The 18,665-nt window shown below is 61.3% G+C and carries 16 protein-coding genes and 1 other RNA gene; all 17 read right to left on the bottom strand.

The features are described 5' to 3' along the window. Positions 1–62: 62 nt before the first annotated feature. The 17 genes from lpxC to rnpB all read right to left on the bottom strand — a co-directional run bounded on the left by lpxC (position 63) and on the right by rnpB (position 18,636). The gene (gene lpxC / locus F8N49_RS06725; RefSeq protein ID WP_007916984.1) at positions 63–974 is read right to left on the bottom strand and encodes a UDP-3-O-acyl-N-acetylglucosamine deacetylase; all 912 of its coding nucleotides are present in this window, start codon (positions 972–974) and stop codon (positions 63–65) included. A gap of 112 nt (positions 975–1,086) precedes the next feature. Next, positions 1,087–2,283, bottom strand: coding sequence for a cell division protein FtsZ (gene ftsZ, locus F8N49_RS06720; RefSeq protein ID WP_016773283.1), 1,197 nt, complete (start codon positions 2,281–2,283; stop codon positions 1,087–1,089). Between the two features lie 68 nt (positions 2,284–2,351). Further along, positions 2,352–3,611 (bottom strand): cell division protein FtsA, encoded by a 1,260-nt coding sequence (ftsA, locus tag F8N49_RS06715; RefSeq protein WP_016773282.1) that lies wholly within the window; start codon positions 3,609–3,611, stop codon positions 2,352–2,354. Positions 3,612–3,626: 15 nt separating this feature from the next. Beyond that, positions 3,627–4,493, bottom strand: a complete 867-nt coding sequence (locus F8N49_RS06710) for a cell division protein FtsQ/DivIB (RefSeq protein ID WP_039761388.1) — start codon at positions 4,491–4,493, stop codon at positions 3,627–3,629. A gap of 4 nt (positions 4,494–4,497) precedes the next feature. Next, a complete protein-coding gene (locus tag F8N49_RS06705) occupies positions 4,498–5,472 on the bottom strand; it encodes a D-alanine--D-alanine ligase (RefSeq protein ID WP_016773280.1) in 975 nt (324 codons plus the stop codon). Next, positions 5,469–6,929, bottom strand: a complete 1,461-nt coding sequence (gene murC, locus F8N49_RS06700; protein ID WP_039761387.1) for a UDP-N-acetylmuramate--L-alanine ligase — start codon at positions 6,927–6,929, stop codon at positions 5,469–5,471. The genes F8N49_RS06705 and murC overlap by 4 nt, the downstream gene beginning before the upstream one ends. Beyond that, the gene (murG, locus tag F8N49_RS06695) at positions 6,922–7,992 is read right to left on the bottom strand and encodes an undecaprenyldiphospho-muramoylpentapeptide beta-N-acetylglucosaminyltransferase (RefSeq protein ID WP_151551037.1); all 1,071 of its coding nucleotides are present in this window, start codon (positions 7,990–7,992) and stop codon (positions 6,922–6,924) included. The genes murC and murG overlap by 8 nt, the downstream gene beginning before the upstream one ends. Further along, entirely contained in the window at positions 7,982–9,199 is a 1,218-nt protein-coding gene (gene ftsW / locus F8N49_RS06690; RefSeq protein WP_016773276.1) for a putative lipid II flippase FtsW, read from the bottom strand. Before ftsW ends, murG begins: the two co-directional genes overlap by 11 nt. Then, positions 9,196–10,542 carry a UDP-N-acetylmuramoyl-L-alanine--D-glutamate ligase gene (gene murD / locus F8N49_RS06685; protein ID WP_151551035.1) on the bottom strand — a complete coding sequence of 449 codons (1,347 nt, stop codon included), beginning with the start codon at positions 10,540–10,542 and terminating at the stop codon, positions 9,196–9,198. Before murD ends, ftsW begins: the two co-directional genes overlap by 4 nt. Before the next feature lie 5 nt (positions 10,543–10,547). Continuing rightward, on the bottom strand, positions 10,548–11,630 hold the full coding sequence (gene mraY / locus F8N49_RS06680) for a phospho-N-acetylmuramoyl-pentapeptide-transferase (protein WP_016773275.1): 1,083 nt from the start codon (positions 11,628–11,630) through the stop codon (positions 10,548–10,550). Then, positions 11,630–12,997 (bottom strand): UDP-N-acetylmuramoyl-tripeptide--D-alanyl-D-alanine ligase, encoded by a 1,368-nt coding sequence (gene murF, locus F8N49_RS06675; RefSeq protein WP_151551034.1) that lies wholly within the window; start codon positions 12,995–12,997, stop codon positions 11,630–11,632. The genes mraY and murF overlap by 1 nt, the downstream gene beginning before the upstream one ends. Further along, positions 12,990–14,453, bottom strand: coding sequence for a UDP-N-acetylmuramoyl-L-alanyl-D-glutamate--2,6-diaminopimelate ligase (locus F8N49_RS06670; RefSeq protein ID WP_151551031.1), 1,464 nt, complete (start codon positions 14,451–14,453; stop codon positions 12,990–12,992). Before F8N49_RS06670 ends, murF begins: the two co-directional genes overlap by 8 nt. Next, a complete protein-coding gene (locus F8N49_RS06665) occupies positions 14,453–16,192 on the bottom strand; it encodes a penicillin-binding protein 2 (protein ID WP_174823877.1) in 1,740 nt (579 codons plus the stop codon). The genes F8N49_RS06670 and F8N49_RS06665 overlap by 1 nt, the downstream gene beginning before the upstream one ends. After that, the gene (gene ftsL / locus F8N49_RS06660; RefSeq protein ID WP_016773269.1) at positions 16,192–16,485 is read right to left on the bottom strand and encodes a cell division protein FtsL; all 294 of its coding nucleotides are present in this window, start codon (positions 16,483–16,485) and stop codon (positions 16,192–16,194) included. The genes F8N49_RS06665 and ftsL overlap by 1 nt, the downstream gene beginning before the upstream one ends. After that, positions 16,482–17,429 carry a 16S rRNA (cytosine(1402)-N(4))-methyltransferase RsmH gene (rsmH, locus tag F8N49_RS06655; protein ID WP_016773268.1) on the bottom strand — a complete coding sequence of 316 codons (948 nt, stop codon included), beginning with the start codon at positions 17,427–17,429 and terminating at the stop codon, positions 16,482–16,484. The genes ftsL and rsmH overlap by 4 nt, the downstream gene beginning before the upstream one ends. Beyond that, positions 17,426–17,881 (bottom strand): division/cell wall cluster transcriptional repressor MraZ, encoded by a 456-nt coding sequence (gene mraZ / locus F8N49_RS06650; protein ID WP_007917012.1) that lies wholly within the window; start codon positions 17,879–17,881, stop codon positions 17,426–17,428. The genes rsmH and mraZ overlap by 4 nt, the downstream gene beginning before the upstream one ends. Positions 17,882–18,282: 401 nt before the next feature. Then, positions 18,283–18,636: RNase P RNA component class A (gene rnpB / locus F8N49_RS06645), an RNA gene on the bottom strand. Positions 18,637–18,665: the final 29 nt, after the last annotated feature.

The following is an 18,665-nucleotide window of genomic DNA, read 5'->3' as shown; positions in this document are numbered from 1 at the left end:
TGAAAGGGCATAAAAACAGGCCATCCGAGGATGGCCTTCAACAAACTAGAGAGGTTTTTTACTTACACCGCCGCAACCGGGCGCATGTAAGAGATTGGTGCGGTGCTGGCGTCTTCGAACGTCACCACTTCCCAAGCGTCTGTCTGCTCAATCAATTTGCGCAGCAGCTGGTTGTTCAGTGCATGACCGGACTTGAAGCCCTTGAACTCACCAATCAGGCTGTTGCCCAGCAGGTACAGGTCGCCAATCGCATCGAGGATCTTGTGTTTGACGAATTCGTCTTCATAACGAAGACCGTCTTCGTTCAACACGCCATCAGCGTCGACCACGATCGCGTTTTCCACGCTGCCGCCGAGTGCGAGGTTGTGCTTGCGCAGGTACTCGATGTCACTCATGAAACCAAAGGTACGGGCGCGGCTGACTTCTTTTACGAACGAAGTGCTGGAAAAATCCACGCTTGCACTCTGGGTGCGGTCCCGGAATACCGGGTGATCGAAATCGATCTCGAAGCTCACCTTGAAGCCTTCGAAAGGGACGAAAGTGGCGCGCTTGTCGCCGTCTTCCACTGTCACTTCACGCAGGATGCGGATGAATTTCTTGGCGGCGTCCTGTTCTTCCAGGCCTGCCGATTGAATCAGGAATACGAAGGGTCCAGCGCTGCCATCCATGATCGGGACTTCGGACGCGGAGAGCTCGACGTAGGCGTTATCGATGCCCAGGCCAGCCATGGCCGAGAGCAAGTGCTCTACCGTGTCCACTTTGACGTCGCCATTGATCAGCGTCGTCGACATAGTGGTTTCACCGACGTTTTCCGCGCGGGCAGGAATCTGCACCACAGGGTCGAGGTCAGCGCGACAAAACACAATGCCAGTGTCGACAGGCGCAGGCTTGAGGGTCAGATAGACCTTCTCACCGGAATGCAGGCCTACACCTGTGGCACGGATAATATTTTTCAGTGTGCGTTGTTTAATCATGGCTTGGGCCGCTTCAGCGCAAATTGCGAACTGGTATCAACAAAGGCTGGCGATGATAGCAGACCATGCCTTTGCTGAACACCAATCACCTTCATAGCCCTGATACATTCCATCAATCGGCCTGACGACGCAGGAATGCCGGAATGTCCAGGTAATCCAGGTCATCCTGCGGATTCATCTTCGCGGCAGCCGCAGCACCGGCCTGAGCCTGGTTGCGCATGACGGTCGGACGGTCCAGGTCACGGTAGTTCACCGCTGGCTGCTCCTGACGGGCCGGAGCCGGTTGTTGCACCTGGGCGGAAGCCATGGAGGTGTGAACGGTGTTGTCGATGACCTTCACAGGCTTCTCGATTTTCGCGCCCAGACCGGTGGCAACCACGGTTACGTGCAGCTCGTCGCGCATGTCCGGATCGATAACGGTACCGACCTTGACCATCGCGTGCTCGGAAGCGAAGGCTTCGATGATCGAACCCACGTCGGAGTACTCACCCAAGGACAGGTCAGGACCGGCGGTGATGTTCACCAGAATGCCGCGCGCGCCTTGCAGGTTGACGTCTTCCAGCAGCGGGTTGCGGATTGCCGCTTCGGTAGCTTCACGTGCACGGTTCGGACCGCTGGCGCAGCCAGTGCCCATCATCGCCATGCCCATTTCGCTCATCACGGTGCGTACGTCGGCGAAGTCGACGTTGATCATGCCCGGACGCTTGATGATGTCGGAGATACCGCGAACGGCACCGGCCAGGACATCGTCAGCCTTGGCGAAAGCCGACAAGAGGCTTGCGTCTTTGCCGAGGATGGTCAGCAGTTTCTCGTTCGGAATGGTGATCAGCGAGTCGACGCTTTCCGAAAGCATGCGAATGCCTTCGTCGGCGATCTGCATACGCTTGCGGCCTTCGAACGGGAACGGACGGGTCACGACCGCAACGGTCAGAATGCCCATTTCCTTGGCCACTTCAGCGATGATCGGCGCTGCACCGGTACCGGTACCGCCGCCCATGCCGGTGGTGATGAACACCATGTTGGTGCCGGCCAGCACTTCAGCGATGCGCTCGCGGTCTTCCAGAGCGGCTTGACGGCCGACCTCAGGATTGGCGCCGGCACCCAGGCCTTTGGTCACGCCGGTGCCCAGTTGCAGGATGGTCCGCGCGCCGATGTTTTTCAGCGCTTGAGCATCGGTGTTGGCGCAGATGAACTCAACGCCTTCGATGTTGCTCTTGACCATGTGATTGACAGCGTTGCCGCCGCCACCGCCGACACCGATAACTTTGATTACCGGGCTTGCGGGGATGTTGTCTACGAGTTCGAACATTTTCCCTCTCCTTACATTCTCTAGTTTTTTCGCCTACTGCTGTTTGTAGCGGTGTTGCGGTAAAGCTTTTAAAAATTGCCCTGAACCCACTTTTTCAGTCGGTCCAGCAGCGGCGCCTGAGGCTCTTCGCTGCTGTAGCTGTCGCGGCTGCCGATGCCGGAGAACGAAACTCCATCGGACTGCTTTTGCAGGCCGTACATCAACAAACCAACGCCAGTGGAATAAATCGGGTTGCGCACCACGTCATCCAGACCTTTCACGCCATGCGGCACACCGAGGCGCACCGGCATGTGGAAGATTTCTTCGGCCAGTTCAGTGGCGCCTTCCATTTTCGACGTACCACCGGTGAGCACGATGCCCGCCGGGATCAGGTCTTCGTAGCCGCTGCGACGCAGCTCGGCCTGGATCAGGGTGAACAGTTCGTCGTAACGCGGCTCGACCACTTCGGCCAGGGCCTGACGCGACAGTTCGCGCGGTGGACGGTCGCCAACGCTCGGCACCTTGATGGTTTCGCCGGCACCGGCCAGTTTGGCCAGGGCGCAGGCGTAACGGATCTTGATCTCTTCGGCGTACTGGGTCGGGGTGCGCAACGCCATGGCGATGTCGTTGGTCACCTGATCACCGGCAATCGGGATCACCGCGGTGTGACGGATCGCGCCTTCGGTGAAGATCGCGATGTCGGTGGTGCCGCCGCCGATGTCGACCAGGCACACGCCCAGTTCTTTTTCGTCGTCGGTGAGCACCGAGTAGGCCGAGGCCAGTTGCTCGAGGATGATGTCGTCGATTTCCAGACCGCAGCGACGCACGCATTTTTCAATGTTCTGTGCAGCGTTGACAGCGCAGGTGACCACGTGAACCTTGGCTTCCAGACGCACGCCGGACATGCCCAGCGGCTCGCGCACGCCTTCCTGGTTATCGATCACGTAATCCTGCGGCAGGGTGTGCAGCACGCGCTGGTCAGCCGGGATCGCCACGGCCTGGGCGGCGTCGAGTACACGCTCAAGGTCCGCCGAGCTGACTTCGCGATCACGGATCGCAACGATGCCGTGGGAATTCAGGCTGCGGATGTGATTGCCGGCCACGCCGACGAACGCGGAGTGAATGCGGCAGCCGGCCATCAGTTGGGCTTCTTCGATCGCGCGCTGGATCGACTGCACGGTGGATTCGATGTTGACCACCACGCCCTTCTTCAGACCGCGGGACGGATGCGTGCCGATCCCGACGATTTCCAGCTGGCCGTCGTCCGCGACCTCGCCTACCAGCGCCACCACTTTGGAGGTGCCGATATCCAGACCGACGATCATTTTGCCGCTTTGCACGTTTGCCATGGGTCCTGCCTCTTCTTAATTCTTTGCGACAGCGGGTTGGGCTGTCGTCGGCGCTACGGGTTCCCGCCAGCCAACAGCGAGGCCGTTGGCGTAGCGCAGATCGATGCGCGCAATGTTCGTAATCTGCTCTTTCAGCGTCTTGTCATAGATGGCGATAAAGCGGCGCATCTTTTCCACCAGGTTGCCGCGTCCCAGCAGCAACTCGATGCCGGGGCCGGAACTGCCGGCACCGGTGGTCAGGAACCAGCTGCCGCGTTCACGCAATTCCAGGCGTGCAATCGAAAAACCCAGCGGCCGCAACATCTGGCTCAGCACCTGATACTGCTGCATCACCTGCTGCTGAGCCCGTTGTGGGCCGAACAGCTGCGGCAGGTGTTCATAATTCGCCAGTTCCTTGGGCGTGAACGCCTGGCCCTGGTTGTTGAGCAACGACTCATCGCCCCAACGCGCCACCGGCAATTGCTCTTCGAGGCGGATCACCACCTGATCCGGCCACACCCGACGCACTTCGGCGTGGGCGATCCAGGGCATCTGCTCGAGCTCGGTACGCATACCGGCGAGGTCGATGGTGAAGAAGCTCGACGCCACGAACGGCGCGATCCGCTGCTGCACCGCCTGCTGGCTGATGTAGCTGAGGTCGCCCTGCACCGCGATCTTGCTGATCGGGCGGTCGGCGTACGGCAGCAAACGCTGCGCGCCTTCGTAGGTGCCAAAGCCCAGCGCCACCAGCAGCACTGGCCAGAACAGGCTTTTCAGAAAGCTGAAATTGGCTTTCGGCAGGCGCGCGGACATCGGCTCTTTCGCCACCATTCGGCTGGCACCCCGCGGCACCGGCTTGCGGCCGGGTGCGGGTGGCTGATGTCTGAGATGAGCGCCTTGCATGGTCTTAACCTCGCGCCTCTGTTGCGCCTGCGTCTTCAACGCTGGCGGCCAGAATGGCCAGAACCAGTTGCTGGAAATCCAGACCGGCAGCCCGCGCCGCCATCGGCACCAGGCTGTGATCGGTCATGCCCGGTGCGGTATTGACTTCGAGGAACCAGAACTGCCCGTCGGCGTCCTGCATCACGTCCGCCCGGCCCCAACCGGCGATACCCAGCGCCTCACAGGCCTTGGCCGTGAGTTCCATGAGTTCCTGTTCCTTGGCCGCGTCGAGCCCGCACGGAATGCGGTACTGGGTATCGTTGGCGATGTACTTGGCGTCGTAGTCGTAGAACGTGTGCGGTGTACCCAGGGCGATAGGAGGCAACACCTGGTCACGCAGGGTGGCGATGGTGAACTCCGGACCTTGAATCCATTGCTCGACCAACACTTGCGAATCGTAGGTACTGGCCGCTTTCCATGCGTCGATCAACTCGGACGCAGAATTCACTTTGGCCATCCCGATACTTGAACCTTCATGCGCCGGTTTGACGATCAAAGGCAGGCCCAGTTCCGTCGCTGCGGAAATACAATCGGCTTCGCTGCACAGTACGGCGTGACGCGGCGTCGGAATCCCGAGACTGTGCCAGACCTGCTTGGTGCGCAGCTTGTCCATCGCCAGTGCCGAGGCGAGGATGCCGCTGCCGGTGTAAGGGATGCCGGCGCACTCGAGCAGGCCCTGCATGCTGCCGTCTTCACCGCCGCGACCGTGGAGAATGATGAACGCGCGGTCGATCTTTTCGCTGAGCAGACGCTGCAGGAAGTCTTCGCCCACATCGATGCCGAACGCGTCGACGCCAGCGCTTTGCAGCGCCTCGAGCACGGCGTTGCCGGATTTCAGCGAAACCTCACGCTCGGCACTCAGGCCGCCGAAGAGCACGGCGACGCGGCCGAAGTCTTTCGGCGCGATGGTGGAGAACAGCTTGGCGTAGGCAGCAGTCATTTCAACTTCCCCTCGACCGGCGCCGCCACGGCGCCGGCGAACAATTCACTTTTCAACAGCTTCGGCGCGAGACCGCCGATATCACCAGCGCCCTGGCACAGCAGAATGTCGCCGGCGCGCAGCAGCGGCTTGACCAGCGGCGCCAGGTCAACGCCCCGCTCGATGTAGATCGGGTCGAGCTGACCGCGCTGGCGGATGCTGTTGCACAGCTTGCGGCTGTCGGCGCCCGGGATCGGCTCTTCGCCGGCCGGATAGACTTCCATCAGCAGCAGCACGTTGGCGTCGGCCAGTACATTGACGAAGTCGTCGTACAGATCACGGGTGCGGCTGTAGCGATGCGGCTGGTAGACCATCACCAGACGACGCTCCGGCCAGCCACCGCGCACGGCTTTGATCACGGCAGCGACTTCGGTCGGGTGGTGACCGTAGTCGTCGACCAGCATCACGTTGCCGCCGTCCACCGGCAGTTCGCCGTAGACCTGGAAGCGTCGGCCAACACCCTGGAAGCCTGACAGGCCCTGAACGATGGCTTCATCGCTGACGCCTTCGTCGGTGGCGATGCAGATGGTCGCCAGCGAGTTGAGCACGTTGTGATTGCCGGGCATGTTCACCGACACGTCCAGCGGCTCGCGATCCGGGCGCAGCACCGTAAAGAAGGTCTGCATGCCCTGCTGGCGCACATTGATTGCGCGTACGTCGGCGTCTTCGCTGAAGCCGTAGGTCACGGTCGGACGTTTCACCAGCGGCAGGATTTCGCGCACCACCGGATCGTCCAGGCACATCACCGCCAAACCGTAGAACGGCAGGTTGTGCAGGAATTCGACGAAGGTTTTCTTCAGTTTGTTGAAGTCACCGTCGTAGGTCGCCATGTGGTCGGCGTCGATGTTGGTGACCACGGCCACCAGCGGCTGCAGATGCAGGAAGCTCGCATCGCTTTCGTCGGCTTCGGCGATCAGGTAACGGCTGGTGCCGAGCTGGGCATTGGTGCCCGCTGCATTCAGACGACCACCAATGACGAATGTCGGGTCCAGACCACCCGCCGCGAACACCGAAGCGATCAGGCTGGTGGTGGTGGTTTTGCCGTGGGTACCGGCGACGGCGATGCCGTGGCGATAGCGCATCAGCTCGGCGAGCATTTCTGCACGCGGCACTACGGGAATGCGGCGCTCAAGGGCAGTCGCCACTTCCGGGTTGGACGTGTTCACTGCGCTCGACACCACCAGCACGTCGGCGGTAGCCGCGTTCTCGGCACGATGACCGATGAAGATCTGCGCGCCAAACGATTCCAGGCGCTCGGTGACCGGCGACGCTTTCAAGTCGGAACCGGAGACTTGATAGCCCAGGTTCAACAACACTTCAGCGATGCCGCACATGCCCACGCCGCCGATGCCGACGAAGTGGATGCGACGGATGCGGCGCATTTCCGGTTGTGGCATGGCTTTCTGATTCTCAACCATGGGCCACCTCCAGACAGGTATCGACCACGCTACGGGTGGCATCGGGTTTGGCCAGTCGGCGGGCCGCTTGGGCCATTGCTTCGAGTCGTTGCGGTTGCATCAAGACCTCTGTCAGGCGCGCGGCAAGATCCGCGGCACCAGTCGTTCTTTGCGGCATCAGGAAGGCAGCGCCTTCGCGGGCCAAATAATCGGCGTTGCGGGTCTGGTGATCGTCGATCGCGTGGGGCAAAGGCACCAGCATCGAGGGCAGACCGGCGGCCGCCAGCTCACTGATGGTCAACGCGCCAGCGCGGCACACCACCAGGTCAGCCCAGCCATAGGCCTGGGCCATGTCTTTGATGAACGGCTGCACCTGCGCTTCCACACCCACGGCGCGGTAACGCTCGGCAGTCACTTCATCGTGATTTTTGCCGGCCTGATGAAACACTTCCGGGCGCAGGTCGGCAGCGACTTGGGCCAGGGCTTCAGGCAGCAATTTGTTCAACGGTTCTGCGCCCAGGCTGCCGCCAAGGATCAGCAAACGCGCTTTGCGCCCGGCCAGCGCCGGTCGCGATGTGTCGAGGAACAGCTCGCTGCGCACCGGATTACCGGTGGTACGGCGGCTGTCCGACAGAGTAAAGGTGTCGGGGAACGCTTCACACACTCGGGCGGCGAACGGCACCAGCAACCGATTGGCGGTGCCGGCGACAGCGTTCTGCTCGTGAACGATCACTGGCACGCCAGCCAGTTTCGCAGCAAGGCCACCAGGGCCGGTCACATATCCGCCAAAGCCAACCACGCACACCGGCTTCAGGCGGCGCATGATCGCCCGCGCCTGCCACACCGATTTCAGCAACATCAGCGGCGCCTTGAGCAGCGACAGCTTGCCCTTGCCGCGCAGACCGCTGGCGTCGATCCGGTGCAGTTCAAGCCCTGCCGCCGGAACCAGTTCGTTTTCGATCCCGCGTGGCGTGCCGAGCCAGTGCACGGTGTAGCCGCGCGCCTGAAACTCGCGGGCACAGGCCAGCGCCGGAAACACGTGGCCGCCGGTACCGCCGGCCATGATCAATACGTTAGCGCCCATGAGTCGGCTCCTCGGCGAAGTCGCTCTCCTGGAATTCCATCTCTTCGCTGCCCAGGTGGGTTCGACTCTCCCATTCGATGCGCAGCAACAGGCCCAGACAGGCGCAGCAGATCACCAGCGAGCTGCCGCCGTAACTCAGGAACGGCAAGGTCAGACCTTTGGTTGGCAGCAGGCCGACGTTCACACCGATGTTGATCAGGAACTGACCAATCCACAGGAACGACAAGCCGTAAGCCACGTAAGCGGCGAAGAACTGCTTGGCCTTCTCCGCCCACAGGCCGATGTACATGCCGCGAATACACACGAACACGAACAGCGCGACGGTGCACAGCGAACCGACCGCACCGAGTTCTTCGGCGAGTACCGAGAACACGAAATCGGTGTGCGCTTCCGGCAGGTAGAACTGTTTCTGCACGCTGTTGCCCAGGCCGACGCCCAGCCACTCGCCGCGACCAAACGCGATCAAGGCTTGCGACAGCTGATAACCGGCGCCGAACTGGTCGGCCCACGGGTCGGCGAAATTGGTCAGACGCGCCATTCGATAGGGCTGCATCTGGATCAGCAAAACCACCGCGCCAACCGCCAGCACCACCATCAGCGAGAAGCGGAACAGCCCGACCCCGCCAAGAAACAGCATCGCTGCCGCCGCGCCCATCATGACTACGGTGGCACCGAAGTCCGGTTCCATCAGCAACAGACCGGCCATTGGCAGCAGAACGATGAACGGCTTGAAGAAGCCCATCCAGCTCTCGCGCACTTCTTTCTGCCGGCGCACCAGATAACCGGCGAGGTAGATCACCACGAACACCTTGGCGATTTCCGACGGCTGCACGTTGAAGAAGCTGAAGCCGATCCAGCGCATCGAACCGTTCACTTCGCGGCCGATGCCGGGGATGATCACCATCACCAGCAGGCCGAACGCACCGATCAGCATCATCCAGCCGAGGCGCTGCCAGGTGGCGATCGGGATCATCATGGTGACGATGCACGCGCCCAGGCCCAGCACCACATAGATAAGGTGGCGAATCATGTAATACAGCGGACTGCCCGACTGCGCCGCCGCCACTTCGGTGGACGCCGAGGCGATCATGATCAGGCCGAGACCGAGCAGCGCCAGGCAACCGGCGAGCATCGGGAAATCGAGGTCGATGCCACGCCCGGTGATCAGCGGCGACGGGTACGGCTTGATGATGTTTCTCAGGTTCATGCCAGTTCCTCCACAGCGCGGACGAACTGGTGACCACGGTCTTCGTAATTCTTGAACATGTCGAAACTGGCGCAGGCCGGCGACAGCAGCACCACGTCACCCGGTTGGGCAGCGGCGCGGCATTGCTCAACGGCGTCGACCAGCGAGCTCGCGCGAATCAGCGGCACGGCATCACCGATGGCTGCGCCGATTTTGTCGGAGTCGCGGCCCATCAGCACCACAGCGCGGCAGTTGGCCGCCACCGGATCACGCAGATCGTTGAATTCGGCGCCTTTGCCGTCACCGCCGGCGATTAGAATGACCTTGCCGTCGATGTCTGCGCCCAAACCTTCGATGGCGGCCAGAGCGGCGCCAACGTTGGTGGCTTTGGAATCGTTGTAATAGGCCACGCCGTCGAGATCGCGCACCCACTGGCAGCGATGCTCGAGGCCGGCAAACGTACGCAATGCAGAGAGCATGGCGTCGAACGGCAGGCCCACCGCGTGACCCAGTGCCAATGCGGCGAGAGCGTTGGACTGGTTGTGCGCGCCGCGAATCTTCAGTTCACGCACGGGCATCAGGTTCTGGAATTCGAAGGCGAGGTACTTCTCGCCGTCTTCTTCGCGAATGCCGAACGCTTTGAAATCCGGTTTGCTCAGGCCAAAGGTCCAGCATGGCTGGTCTTCACCGATCAATGGACGGCTCAGGGCATCCTGACGGTTGACCACAAACTGCTTCGCGCCCCGGAAGATCCGGTGCTTGGCCAGGTGATAGGCCGGCAGACCGCTGTAGCGATCCATGTGGTCTTCGCTGATGTTCAGTACGGTGGCGACTTCGGCGTTGAGCTGGTCGGTGGTTTCCAGCTGGAAACTCGACAACTCCATGACGTACAACTCGACATCATCGCTGAGCAGGTCCAGCGCCGGGGTGCCAAGGTTGCCACCGACAGCGACGCGCTTGCCGGCCGCAGCCGCCATCTCGCCGACCAGAGTAGTCACGGTGCTTTTCGCGTTGGAGCCGGTGATCGCGACGATCGGCGCCCGCGCATTACGCGCGAACAACTCGATGTCGCCGGACATTTTCACGCCACGGGCAGCGGCGGCTTGCAGGGCCGGGGTCGCCAGCGCCAGGCCTGGGCTCACGTAGAGCTCGTCGGCACGGCAGAGGAATTCGACGTCCAGCTCGCCACAACGCACTTCCACGTGCGGATAGTCACGCTTGAGCGTGGCCAGTTCCGGTGGATTTTCCCGCGTGTCGGCCACAGCAAACGACGTGCCCCGGTTCGCCAGGAAGCGAACCAGGGACATGCCGCTCTTGCCGAGGCCGACAACGATGCGGAAGTGGTCAGAAGCGATCAGAGACACTCGTTCTACCTCAGCTTCAGGGTGGCAAGGCCGACCAGGACGAGAATCACGGTGATGATCCAGAAACGGACGATCACGCGCGGCTCGGGCCAGCCCTTGAGTTCAAAGTGGTGGTGAATCGGCGCCATGCGGAACACACGGCGACCGGTCAGCTTAAAGGAGGCAACCTGAATGACCACTGACAGGGTTTCCATCACGAACACGCCGCCCATGATGAACAGGACGATTTCCTGACGGACGATCACCGCGATGGTGCCCAGTGCCGCGCCGAGTGCCAGGGCACCGACGTCGCCCATGAATACTTGCGCCGGATAGGTGTTGAACCAGAGGAAACCGAGGCCGGCACCGATCAGCGCACCGCAGAACACGATCAATTCGCCTGCGCCCGGCACGTAAGGGATCAGCAGGTATTCAGCGAATTTCACGTTGCCCGACAGGTAGCAGAAAATCCCCAGGCCGCCGCCGACCATTACGGTTGGCATGATCGCCAGGCCGTCGAGGCCGTCAGTCAGGTTGACCGCGTTGCTCGAACCGACAATCACAAAGTAGGTCAGCACGATGAAACCGGCGCCCAGCGGAATGCTGTAGTCCTTGAGCATCGGCAGGATCAGCGTGGTTTCCACCGGCGTCGCGGCAGTCATATAAAGGAAGATCGCTGCGCCGAGGCCGAACACCGACTGCCAGAAATATTTCCAGCGGCTCGGCAGGCCACGGGAGTTTTTCTCGATGACTTTGCGATAATCGTCGACCCAGCCGATGGCGCCGAACAGCAGGGTCACCAGCAGCACCACCCAAACGTAGCGGTTGCTCAGGTCAGCCCAGAGCAAGGTGCTGACGCCGATCGAAGACAGAATCAGCGCGCCACCCATGGTCGGCGTGCCGGATTTGGACAGGTGCGATTGCGGACCGTCGTTACGTACCGATTGGCCGATCTGACGGTTCTGCAGAGTACGGATCATCCACGGGCCATAGCACAGCGACAAGACCAGCGCGGTCAGCACACCGAGAATCCCGCGCAGGGTCAGGTACTGGAAGACCGCGAAGCCTTTGTAGAACTGTTGCAGATACTCCGCTAGCAGCAGCAGCATTAATGTTTCTCCAGACTGGACCCGCACAGAGCCGCAACGATGTTTTCCATCGCTGCGCTGCGCGAACCCTTGATCAAAATGGTGGTGTTTGTGTCCTGCTCGGCGGCGAGGGCCTGGATCAGCTCGGCCTGGGTGCCGAAGTGCTGCGCCTGCTCACCGAAAGCGTTTACCGCGTGGACCATGTTCGGCCCGACCGCGTAAAGCGCGGAAACCTTGCCTCGGGCGTACTCGCCCACGTCGCGGTGCCCCTGCTCCGCCCAGTCGCCCAACTCGCCGATATCCCCAAGCACCAGGACGGTGCGGCCGGAAAAGCCGGCGAGTATATCAACGGCCGCGCACATCGAGGTGGGGTTTGCGTTGTAGGTGTCATCGATCACGCGCATGCCGTTTTTCGCCAGTTGCGCGACGGTGCGCCCCTTGACCGGTTGCACCGCGCCGAGGCCGGTAGCGATGCCGAACAGCGACACGCCCAAGGCGTGAGCAGCAGCGGCGGCAGCCAGGGCATTGGCGACGTTATGGGTACCGAGCAGGTTCAGTTGCACGCGCTCGCTACCTTCAGGCGTGTGCAGGTTGAACGCCGGGCAACCACGGGCATCAGTGGCCAGATCGCTGGCGTGAAAATTCGCCTCGCTCTTGCTGAGGGCGAAGGTCAGCACCTGACGACCGGCAGCGCGGGTCTTCCAGATACCGAAAGCCTTGTCATCGAGGTTGAGCACGGCGATGCCATCGGCGGCCAGACCCTCGATGATTTCGCCTTTGGCTTCGACGATTTTTTCCGGACCGCCGAACTCACCAACGTGAGCGGTGCCGGCGTTGTTCAGGATCGCTACGTGCGGCTTGGTCAGCCCGACGGTGTAGGCGATTTCACCGAGACGCGAGGCGCCCAGTTCGATCACGGCGGAGGTGTGCTCCGGCGCCAGTTCGATCAGGGTCAGCGGTACGCCGAGGTCGTTGTTCAGATTGCCACGGGTCGCCAGCACCGGACCGCGGGTACGCAGGATGCTCGCGAGCATTTCCTTGACCGTGGTCTTGCCACTGGAACCGGTCACCGCTGCCACGGGCTGAGTGAACGCAGCACGGTTCAACGCGCCGAGTTGGCCCAGCGCCTGACGTGTGTCCTTGACCAGCAATTGCGGCAGCGCGCTGTCGGCGACTTCGCGCTCGACCAGTGCCGCGACGGCGCCTTTGCCTGCAACGTCGTTCAGATAATCATGACCGTCGAAACGCGGGCCGGTCAGGGCGATGAACAACTGACCAGGCTGGATCGCACGGCTGTCGATACTGACGCCGTCGAAACTCGCGTCAGCGCCGATCAAACGGGCTTCGAGGGCATTGGTCAGTTCGCTGAGTGTCAGGGCCTTAAGCATGGGCCACCTCCCACGCGGTCAGGGCATGATCGGCCTCGACCAGATCGGAAAACGCATGGCGCACGCCGTTGATTTCCTGATAGTCCTCGTGACCTTTGCCGGCCAGCACAATCACGTCGTCAGCGGTTGCGCCGGCAATCAATTGCGCAATGGCCTGACCGCGACCGGCGACGAAAGTGACTTTATCCACAGCGCTGAAACCGGCGCGGATGTCGTCGAAAATCACCGCAGGATCTTCGGTGCGCGGGTTGTCGTCGGTCACCAGCACTTGGTCGGCCAGACGCTCGACCACTTCGGCCATCAACGGACGTTTGCCGCGATCGCGATCACCGCCGCAGCCGAACAGGCACAGCAATTTGCCTTTGACGTGCGGGCGCAGTGCGGTAAGAACTTTTTCCAGCGCATCGGGCGTGTGGGCGTAATCGACCACCACCAGCGGTTGCGTACCACCACCCAGACGCTGCATGCGTCCGGCCGGGCCTTCGAGCTTGGGCAGCACTTTGAGAATTTCGTCGAGGGCGTAATCCAGACCGAGCAAGGCGCCGACTGCGGCTAGCACGTTGCTCAGGTTGAAACGGCCGAGCAGCGTACTGCGCAGGTGATGTTCGCCCTGCGGCGTGACCAGCGTAGCGCGCACGCCGTGGTCATCGAACTGCGCTTCGCGGCAGAACAGGTAGCCGCTGCTGTCGAGCAGGCTGTAGGTGATCAAACGCGACTCGCGTTTTTCTGCCGCCAATTGCCGGCCGAAATCGTCGTCAAGGTTGACCACGCGGCACTTCAGGTCATTCCAGGCGAACAGCCGGGCCTTGGCCTCGGCATACGCCTGCATGGTGCCGTGATAATCCAGATGATCGCGGGACAGGTTGGTCATCACCGCCACGTCGAACGCCAGCGCGGTGACCCGGCCCTGATCCAGACCGTGGGACGAGACTTCCATGGCCACGGCTTTCGCGCCGGCCTTTTTCAGGTCACCCAGGGTCGCTTGCACGGCAATCGGGTTCGGCGTGGTGTGCAGGCCGCTTTCCAGCGCGCCATAGAAGCCGGAACCCAGCGTACCGACGATGCCGCAATGCTGGCCGAGCAGATCCAGCGCCTGCGCGACCAATTGGGTCACGCTGGTCTTGCCATTGGTGCCAGTGACGCCGATCAGGTTCAGGTGATGACTCGGCTCACCGTAAAAACGCCCGGCGATGTCCGACAGCTGCGCCGCCAGACCTTTGACCGGAATCAGCGGCACGTCAGTGATCGGCAGCACGGTGGCGCCTTCGACTTCATAAGCCACGGCAGCCGCGCCGCGTTGCAAGGCATCGGCGATGTGCGCACGGCCATCGAAGCGGCCACCGGGCACGGCGAGAAACAGATCGCCGGCGCGCACGTTGCGGCTGTCCAGCGCCAGTTCACGGATCAACAGATCGTGGCCGGCGTGGGGGAATATCTTGTTCAGACTTAATGACATCAGCCGCGCCCTCCATTGGCTTTCAGCGGAACGACCGGGGTGGCATTGGCCTGTTGGGTGGTCGGCAGGTTGTCCGGGGTCACGTTCATCAGGCGCAGGGTGCCGGACATCACACGGCTGAACACCGGCGCGGACACCAGACCACCGAAGTAACCGGCCTTGGTTGGCTCATCGATCACCACCACGATGGCGTAACGCGGATCACTCATCGGACCGAAGCCGGCGAACAGCGAGCGGTAGGAATTTTCTGCGTAGCCCTTGGTGCCGACCGAGGTCTTGCGCGCGGTACCCGACTTGCCGCCGACGTGATAAGCCGGCACCTGCGCACGAAACACTCCGCGCGGCGCTTCGATCACTTGCTGCAACATGCCCTGCATGGTTTTTGCCACAGCTTCCGGCAGCACTTGGGTGGTCTGCGGCATCTTGTCGGTTTTGATCAGGGTCAGCGGCGCGAGGCGACCGTTGTTGGCCAGTGCCGAGAACGCATGCACCAGCTGGATCGCGGTCACGGAAATACCGTAGCCGTAAGACAAGGTTGCAGTTTCAGCCTTGCGCCATTCGCGGTAGTTGGGCAGATTGCCGACACGTTCGCCGGGGAAGCCCAGGCCGGTGTCCTGACCGAGGCCGACTTTCTGTGCGAGACGGAAAATCGTTTCGCCGCCGATATCGAAGGCGACTTTACTCATGCCGACGTTACTCGAATTGATCAGGATGCCGGTCAGATCGAGCACCGGCCCTTCGGTCTTCGACACGTCTTTGATGGTGTATTTGCCGATCTGCAACGAGCCCGGATACACCTCGACGGTGTCGCTCGGTTTCCAGCGGCCGGTTTCGATCGCCGCGCTCATGGAAATGGCTTTCATGGTCGAACCCGGCTCGAACACGTCGATCATGGCGCGGTTGCGCATCATCGCCGGTTGCAGGTTACGACGGTTGTTCGGGTTGTAGGTCGGCTGGTTGACCATGGCCAGGATCTCGCCGGTCTTCACATCCATGATCACCAGACTGCCGGCCTTGGCACCGTTCTCGATGATCGCGTTGCGCAATTCGCGGTTGGCCAGGTATTGCAGACGCAGATCAATCGACAACGCCAAGGGCTTGCCGGCCTTGGCGTTTTTGGTGACCTGAACATCCTTGATCAGCCGGCCACGGCGATCCTTGATGACTTGTCGTTTGCCCGGCACCCCGGCCAGCCATTCGTCATAGGCCAGCTCGACGCCTTCGCGACCGTGATCGTCGATGTCGGTAAAGCCGACCATGTGCGCGGTGACTTCACCGGCCGGATAGAAGCGGCGGAATTCTTCGATGCCATAGACGCCCGGCACTTTCAGATCGAGCACAGCCTGGCCCTGCTCGGGGGTCAGCCCGCGCACCAGGTAAATGAATTCTTTGTTGGCCTGGGCTTCGAGGCGCTCGCTTAGCGCTTTCGGGTTCTGGCCCAACGCGGCGGCAAGTGCCGGCCACTTCTCTTTGGCCGACTGCATTTCCTTGGCGTTGGCCCACAGCGTGGTCACTGGCGTACTGACGGCCAGAGGCTCGCCGTTACGGTCGGTGATCAGGCCACGGTGCGCCGGAATCGGAATGTGGCGCAGGCTGCGCGCGTCGCCCTGCCCTTTGAGGAAGTCACGGTCGACCACTTGCAGGTCGATGATGCGCCAGCAGATCGCAGCGACCATCAGGCCGAGCAGCGCCACCATCAGGCGGAAGCGCCATGGGAACAGTGCGCCTTCGAGTTTCATCATGGCGCCACCATCTTCACGTCAGCCGCGCCAGGGATGTGCATTTTCAGTTGTTCGGTGGCTAGCACTTCGATGCGGCTGTGCGCGGTCCAGGTGCTCTGCTCGAGAATCAGCCGCCCCCACTCGGCCTGCGCCTTGTCGCGCACGCTGAGTTCGTTATAAAGGGTGTTGAGCAACTGCCGGTTCCAGTGCGCGCTGTACGACACGGCAATGGCCGAAAACAGCACGCCGATAAACAGCAGCAGCATCAGAAAGCTGCCGCCGGGCAGTGGTTTGGCGAAAAGCTTGCTCACCGCAACTTCTCCGCGACACGCATGACGGCGCTACGGGAACGTGGGTTGGCTTTGAGTTCGGCGTCGGAGGCCGTCTGCGCTTTGCCGTGGATTTTGATTTTCGGTTCGAAGGCGACGTGGCGAACCGGCAGGTTGCGCGGCAGGTTGTCGGCCTCGCCTTTCACCAGCTTGCGCATGAACAGTTTGACGATGCGGTCTTCCAGCGAGTGGAAGCTGATGACCACCAGACGGCCGCCAACTTCCAGCGCTTGAAGCGCGGCGTCGAGGCCGGCTTCCAGATCGCCGAGTTCGTTATTGACGTGAATGCGCAAACCCTGGAACGCGCGGGTAGCCGGGTTCTTGCCCTTTTCCCACGCCGGGTTGGCGACTTTCAGCACTTCGGCCAGATCGGCGGTGCGCTCGAACGGCTTGATGTCACGGCGCTCGGCGACGGCACGGGCCATACGACCGGAGAAACGTTCTTCGCCGTATTCCTTGAACACCCGGGCGATTTCTTCCACCGGCGCGGTGTTGACGAATTCGGCAGCGCTGATGCCACGGGACGGGTCCATGCGCATATCCAGCGGCCCGTCATTGAGGAAACTGAAGCCGCGCTCGGCGTCATCGAGCTGCGGCGACGACACGCCGAGGTCGAGCAGAATGCCGCTGACCTTGCCGGTCAGGCCTTGCTCGGCAACCACCGAACCGAGCTCGGCAAAGCTGCGCTGCACAACGACAAAGCGGCCGTCTTCGGCCGCTAGCGTTTGCCCGGTGGCAATCGCTTGAGGATCCTTGTCGAATCCGATGAGTCGACCGTCCGGCCCGAGCTGGCTGAGGATCAACCGGCTGTGCCCGCCGCGCCCGAATGTGCCGTCCAGATAGCAGCCATCAGGACGTACGGCGAGAGCCTCGACGGCTTCGTCAAGCAGTACGGTGATGTGGTTAAAGCCGCTATCAATAGTCACAGGATCAAATCACGCAGTTCATCAGGCATCGCGCCCGGTTGTTGAATAGCAGCAAGGTCAGCGGCAGATACCGCGTTCCATGCATCCTCGTCCCACAATTGGAACTTGTTCAGTTGGCCGACCAGCATCGCGCGCTTATCGAGCTTGGCGTATTCGCGCAAACGCGGCGGAACCAGGAAACGACCACTGCCATCGAGTTCGAGGTCGACGGCATTACCAATCAATAAACGTTGCAGGCGACGGTTCTCTTCGCGAAGCGAAGGGAGTGCGCGCAACTTGGTTTCAATAATTTCCCACTCATCGAGCGGATAGACACACAGGCATGGATCAACGGCATCAATGGTCACGATCAATTGGCCGGAACTGCGCGAATCGAGCTCGTCACGGTACCGGCTCGGCATGGCGAGACGGCCCTTTGCATCGAGACTGATAGCGTTAGCTCCGCGAAACACGTCAGCGTTTCTCCAATTTTTATCGTTTTGAGCTCAAAAAACCCACTTCATGCCACTTTCCGCCACTTGCGCACACTATAGGAATGCGCCCACCACACCGTCAAGGCGCGGATTAAAGGAAAAGCCTTACAGAACGGAGATTTAGCGACGTAAAAGGAGGCTCAACGAGAATCTGACGTGAAGTTTTGGTCAATAACTTGATGCAGCACTGAAAGCTGCGCTCGAAAGTTAAAGTAGTTTGTTAAGAGTAAGATTTTTTCGGTATTACAAAGGCGCTTCGGCTGTTGATTGAAGCAGGGTGGGAAAAGGCTATTACCGCATTTGCCGCTGCCGGAATTTCAGACCAGGCCAGCTGATATTACACAGCCGCGTCTTCATTGTTTCAAACAGGGAAGAAAAAGGTGGAGAGTCGATCTGTAAGCCGGGTTCTGTCTTGAACAGTCATTCGTCTACGATGGCCATCACTGGACATCTTTAGCAACCTACCCGGTCCCAGCGCGGGCCACGCCTTGGGACCCTATTTGGTCTTGCTCCAAGTGGGGTTTACCTAGCCACGAACTGTTGCCAGACGTGCGGTGCGCTCTTACCGCACCTTTTCACCCTTACCGGCGCTTGCGCGCTTAGGCGGTTATTTTCTGTGGCACTTTCCGTAGGCTCACGCCTCCCAGGCATTACCTGGCACTTCGCCCTATGGAGCCCGGACTTTCCTCCCCCCCCTAATTTTCATAGAGGGCAGCGACTGTCCGATCGACTCTCCGCCGCGAAGGTTAACGGCAGAGCGCCG

The organism is Pseudomonas sp. GXM4 (assembly GCF_008923895.1).
Classification (GTDB): Bacteria; Pseudomonadota; Gammaproteobacteria; order Pseudomonadales; family Pseudomonadaceae; genus Aquipseudomonas; species Aquipseudomonas atacamensis.
This window is presented reverse-complemented; position numbering and strand designations above follow the sequence as displayed.

Excerpts from the sequence above, each read along its gene's own strand:
- lpxC (WP_007916984.1), bottom strand. The coding sequence starts at position 974 with ATGATTAAACAACGCACACTGAAAAATATTATCCGTGCCACAGGTGTA.
- ftsZ (WP_016773283.1), bottom strand. The coding sequence starts at position 2,283 with ATGTTCGAACTCGTAGACAACATCCCCGCAAGCCCGGTAATCAAAGTT.
- ftsA (WP_016773282.1), bottom strand. The coding sequence starts at position 3,611 with ATGGCAAACGTGCAAAGCGGCAAAATGATCGTCGGTCTGGATATCGGC.
- F8N49_RS06710 (WP_039761388.1), bottom strand. The coding sequence starts at position 4,493 with ATGCAAGGCGCTCATCTCAGACATCAGCCACCCGCACCCGGCCGCAAG.
- F8N49_RS06705 (WP_016773280.1), bottom strand. The coding sequence starts at position 5,472 with ATGACTGCTGCCTACGCCAAGCTGTTCTCCACCATCGCGCCGAAAGAC.
- murC (WP_039761387.1), bottom strand. The coding sequence starts at position 6,929 with ATGGTTGAGAATCAGAAAGCCATGCCACAACCGGAAATGCGCCGCATC.
- murG (WP_151551037.1), bottom strand. The coding sequence starts at position 7,992 with ATGGGCGCTAACGTATTGATCATGGCCGGCGGTACCGGCGGCCACGTG.
- ftsW (WP_016773276.1), bottom strand. The coding sequence starts at position 9,199 with ATGAACCTGAGAAACATCATCAAGCCGTACCCGTCGCCGCTGATCACC.
- mraY (WP_016773275.1), bottom strand. The coding sequence starts at position 11,630 with ATGCTGCTGCTGCTAGCGGAGTATCTGCAACAGTTCTACAAAGGCTTC.
- murF (WP_151551034.1), bottom strand. The coding sequence starts at position 12,997 with ATGCTTAAGGCCCTGACACTCAGCGAACTGACCAATGCCCTCGAAGCC.
- F8N49_RS06670 (WP_151551031.1), bottom strand. The coding sequence starts at position 14,453 with ATGTCATTAAGTCTGAACAAGATATTCCCCCACGCCGGCCACGATCTG.
- F8N49_RS06665 (WP_174823877.1), bottom strand. The coding sequence starts at position 16,192 with ATGAAACTCGAAGGCGCACTGTTCCCATGGCGCTTCCGCCTGATGGTG.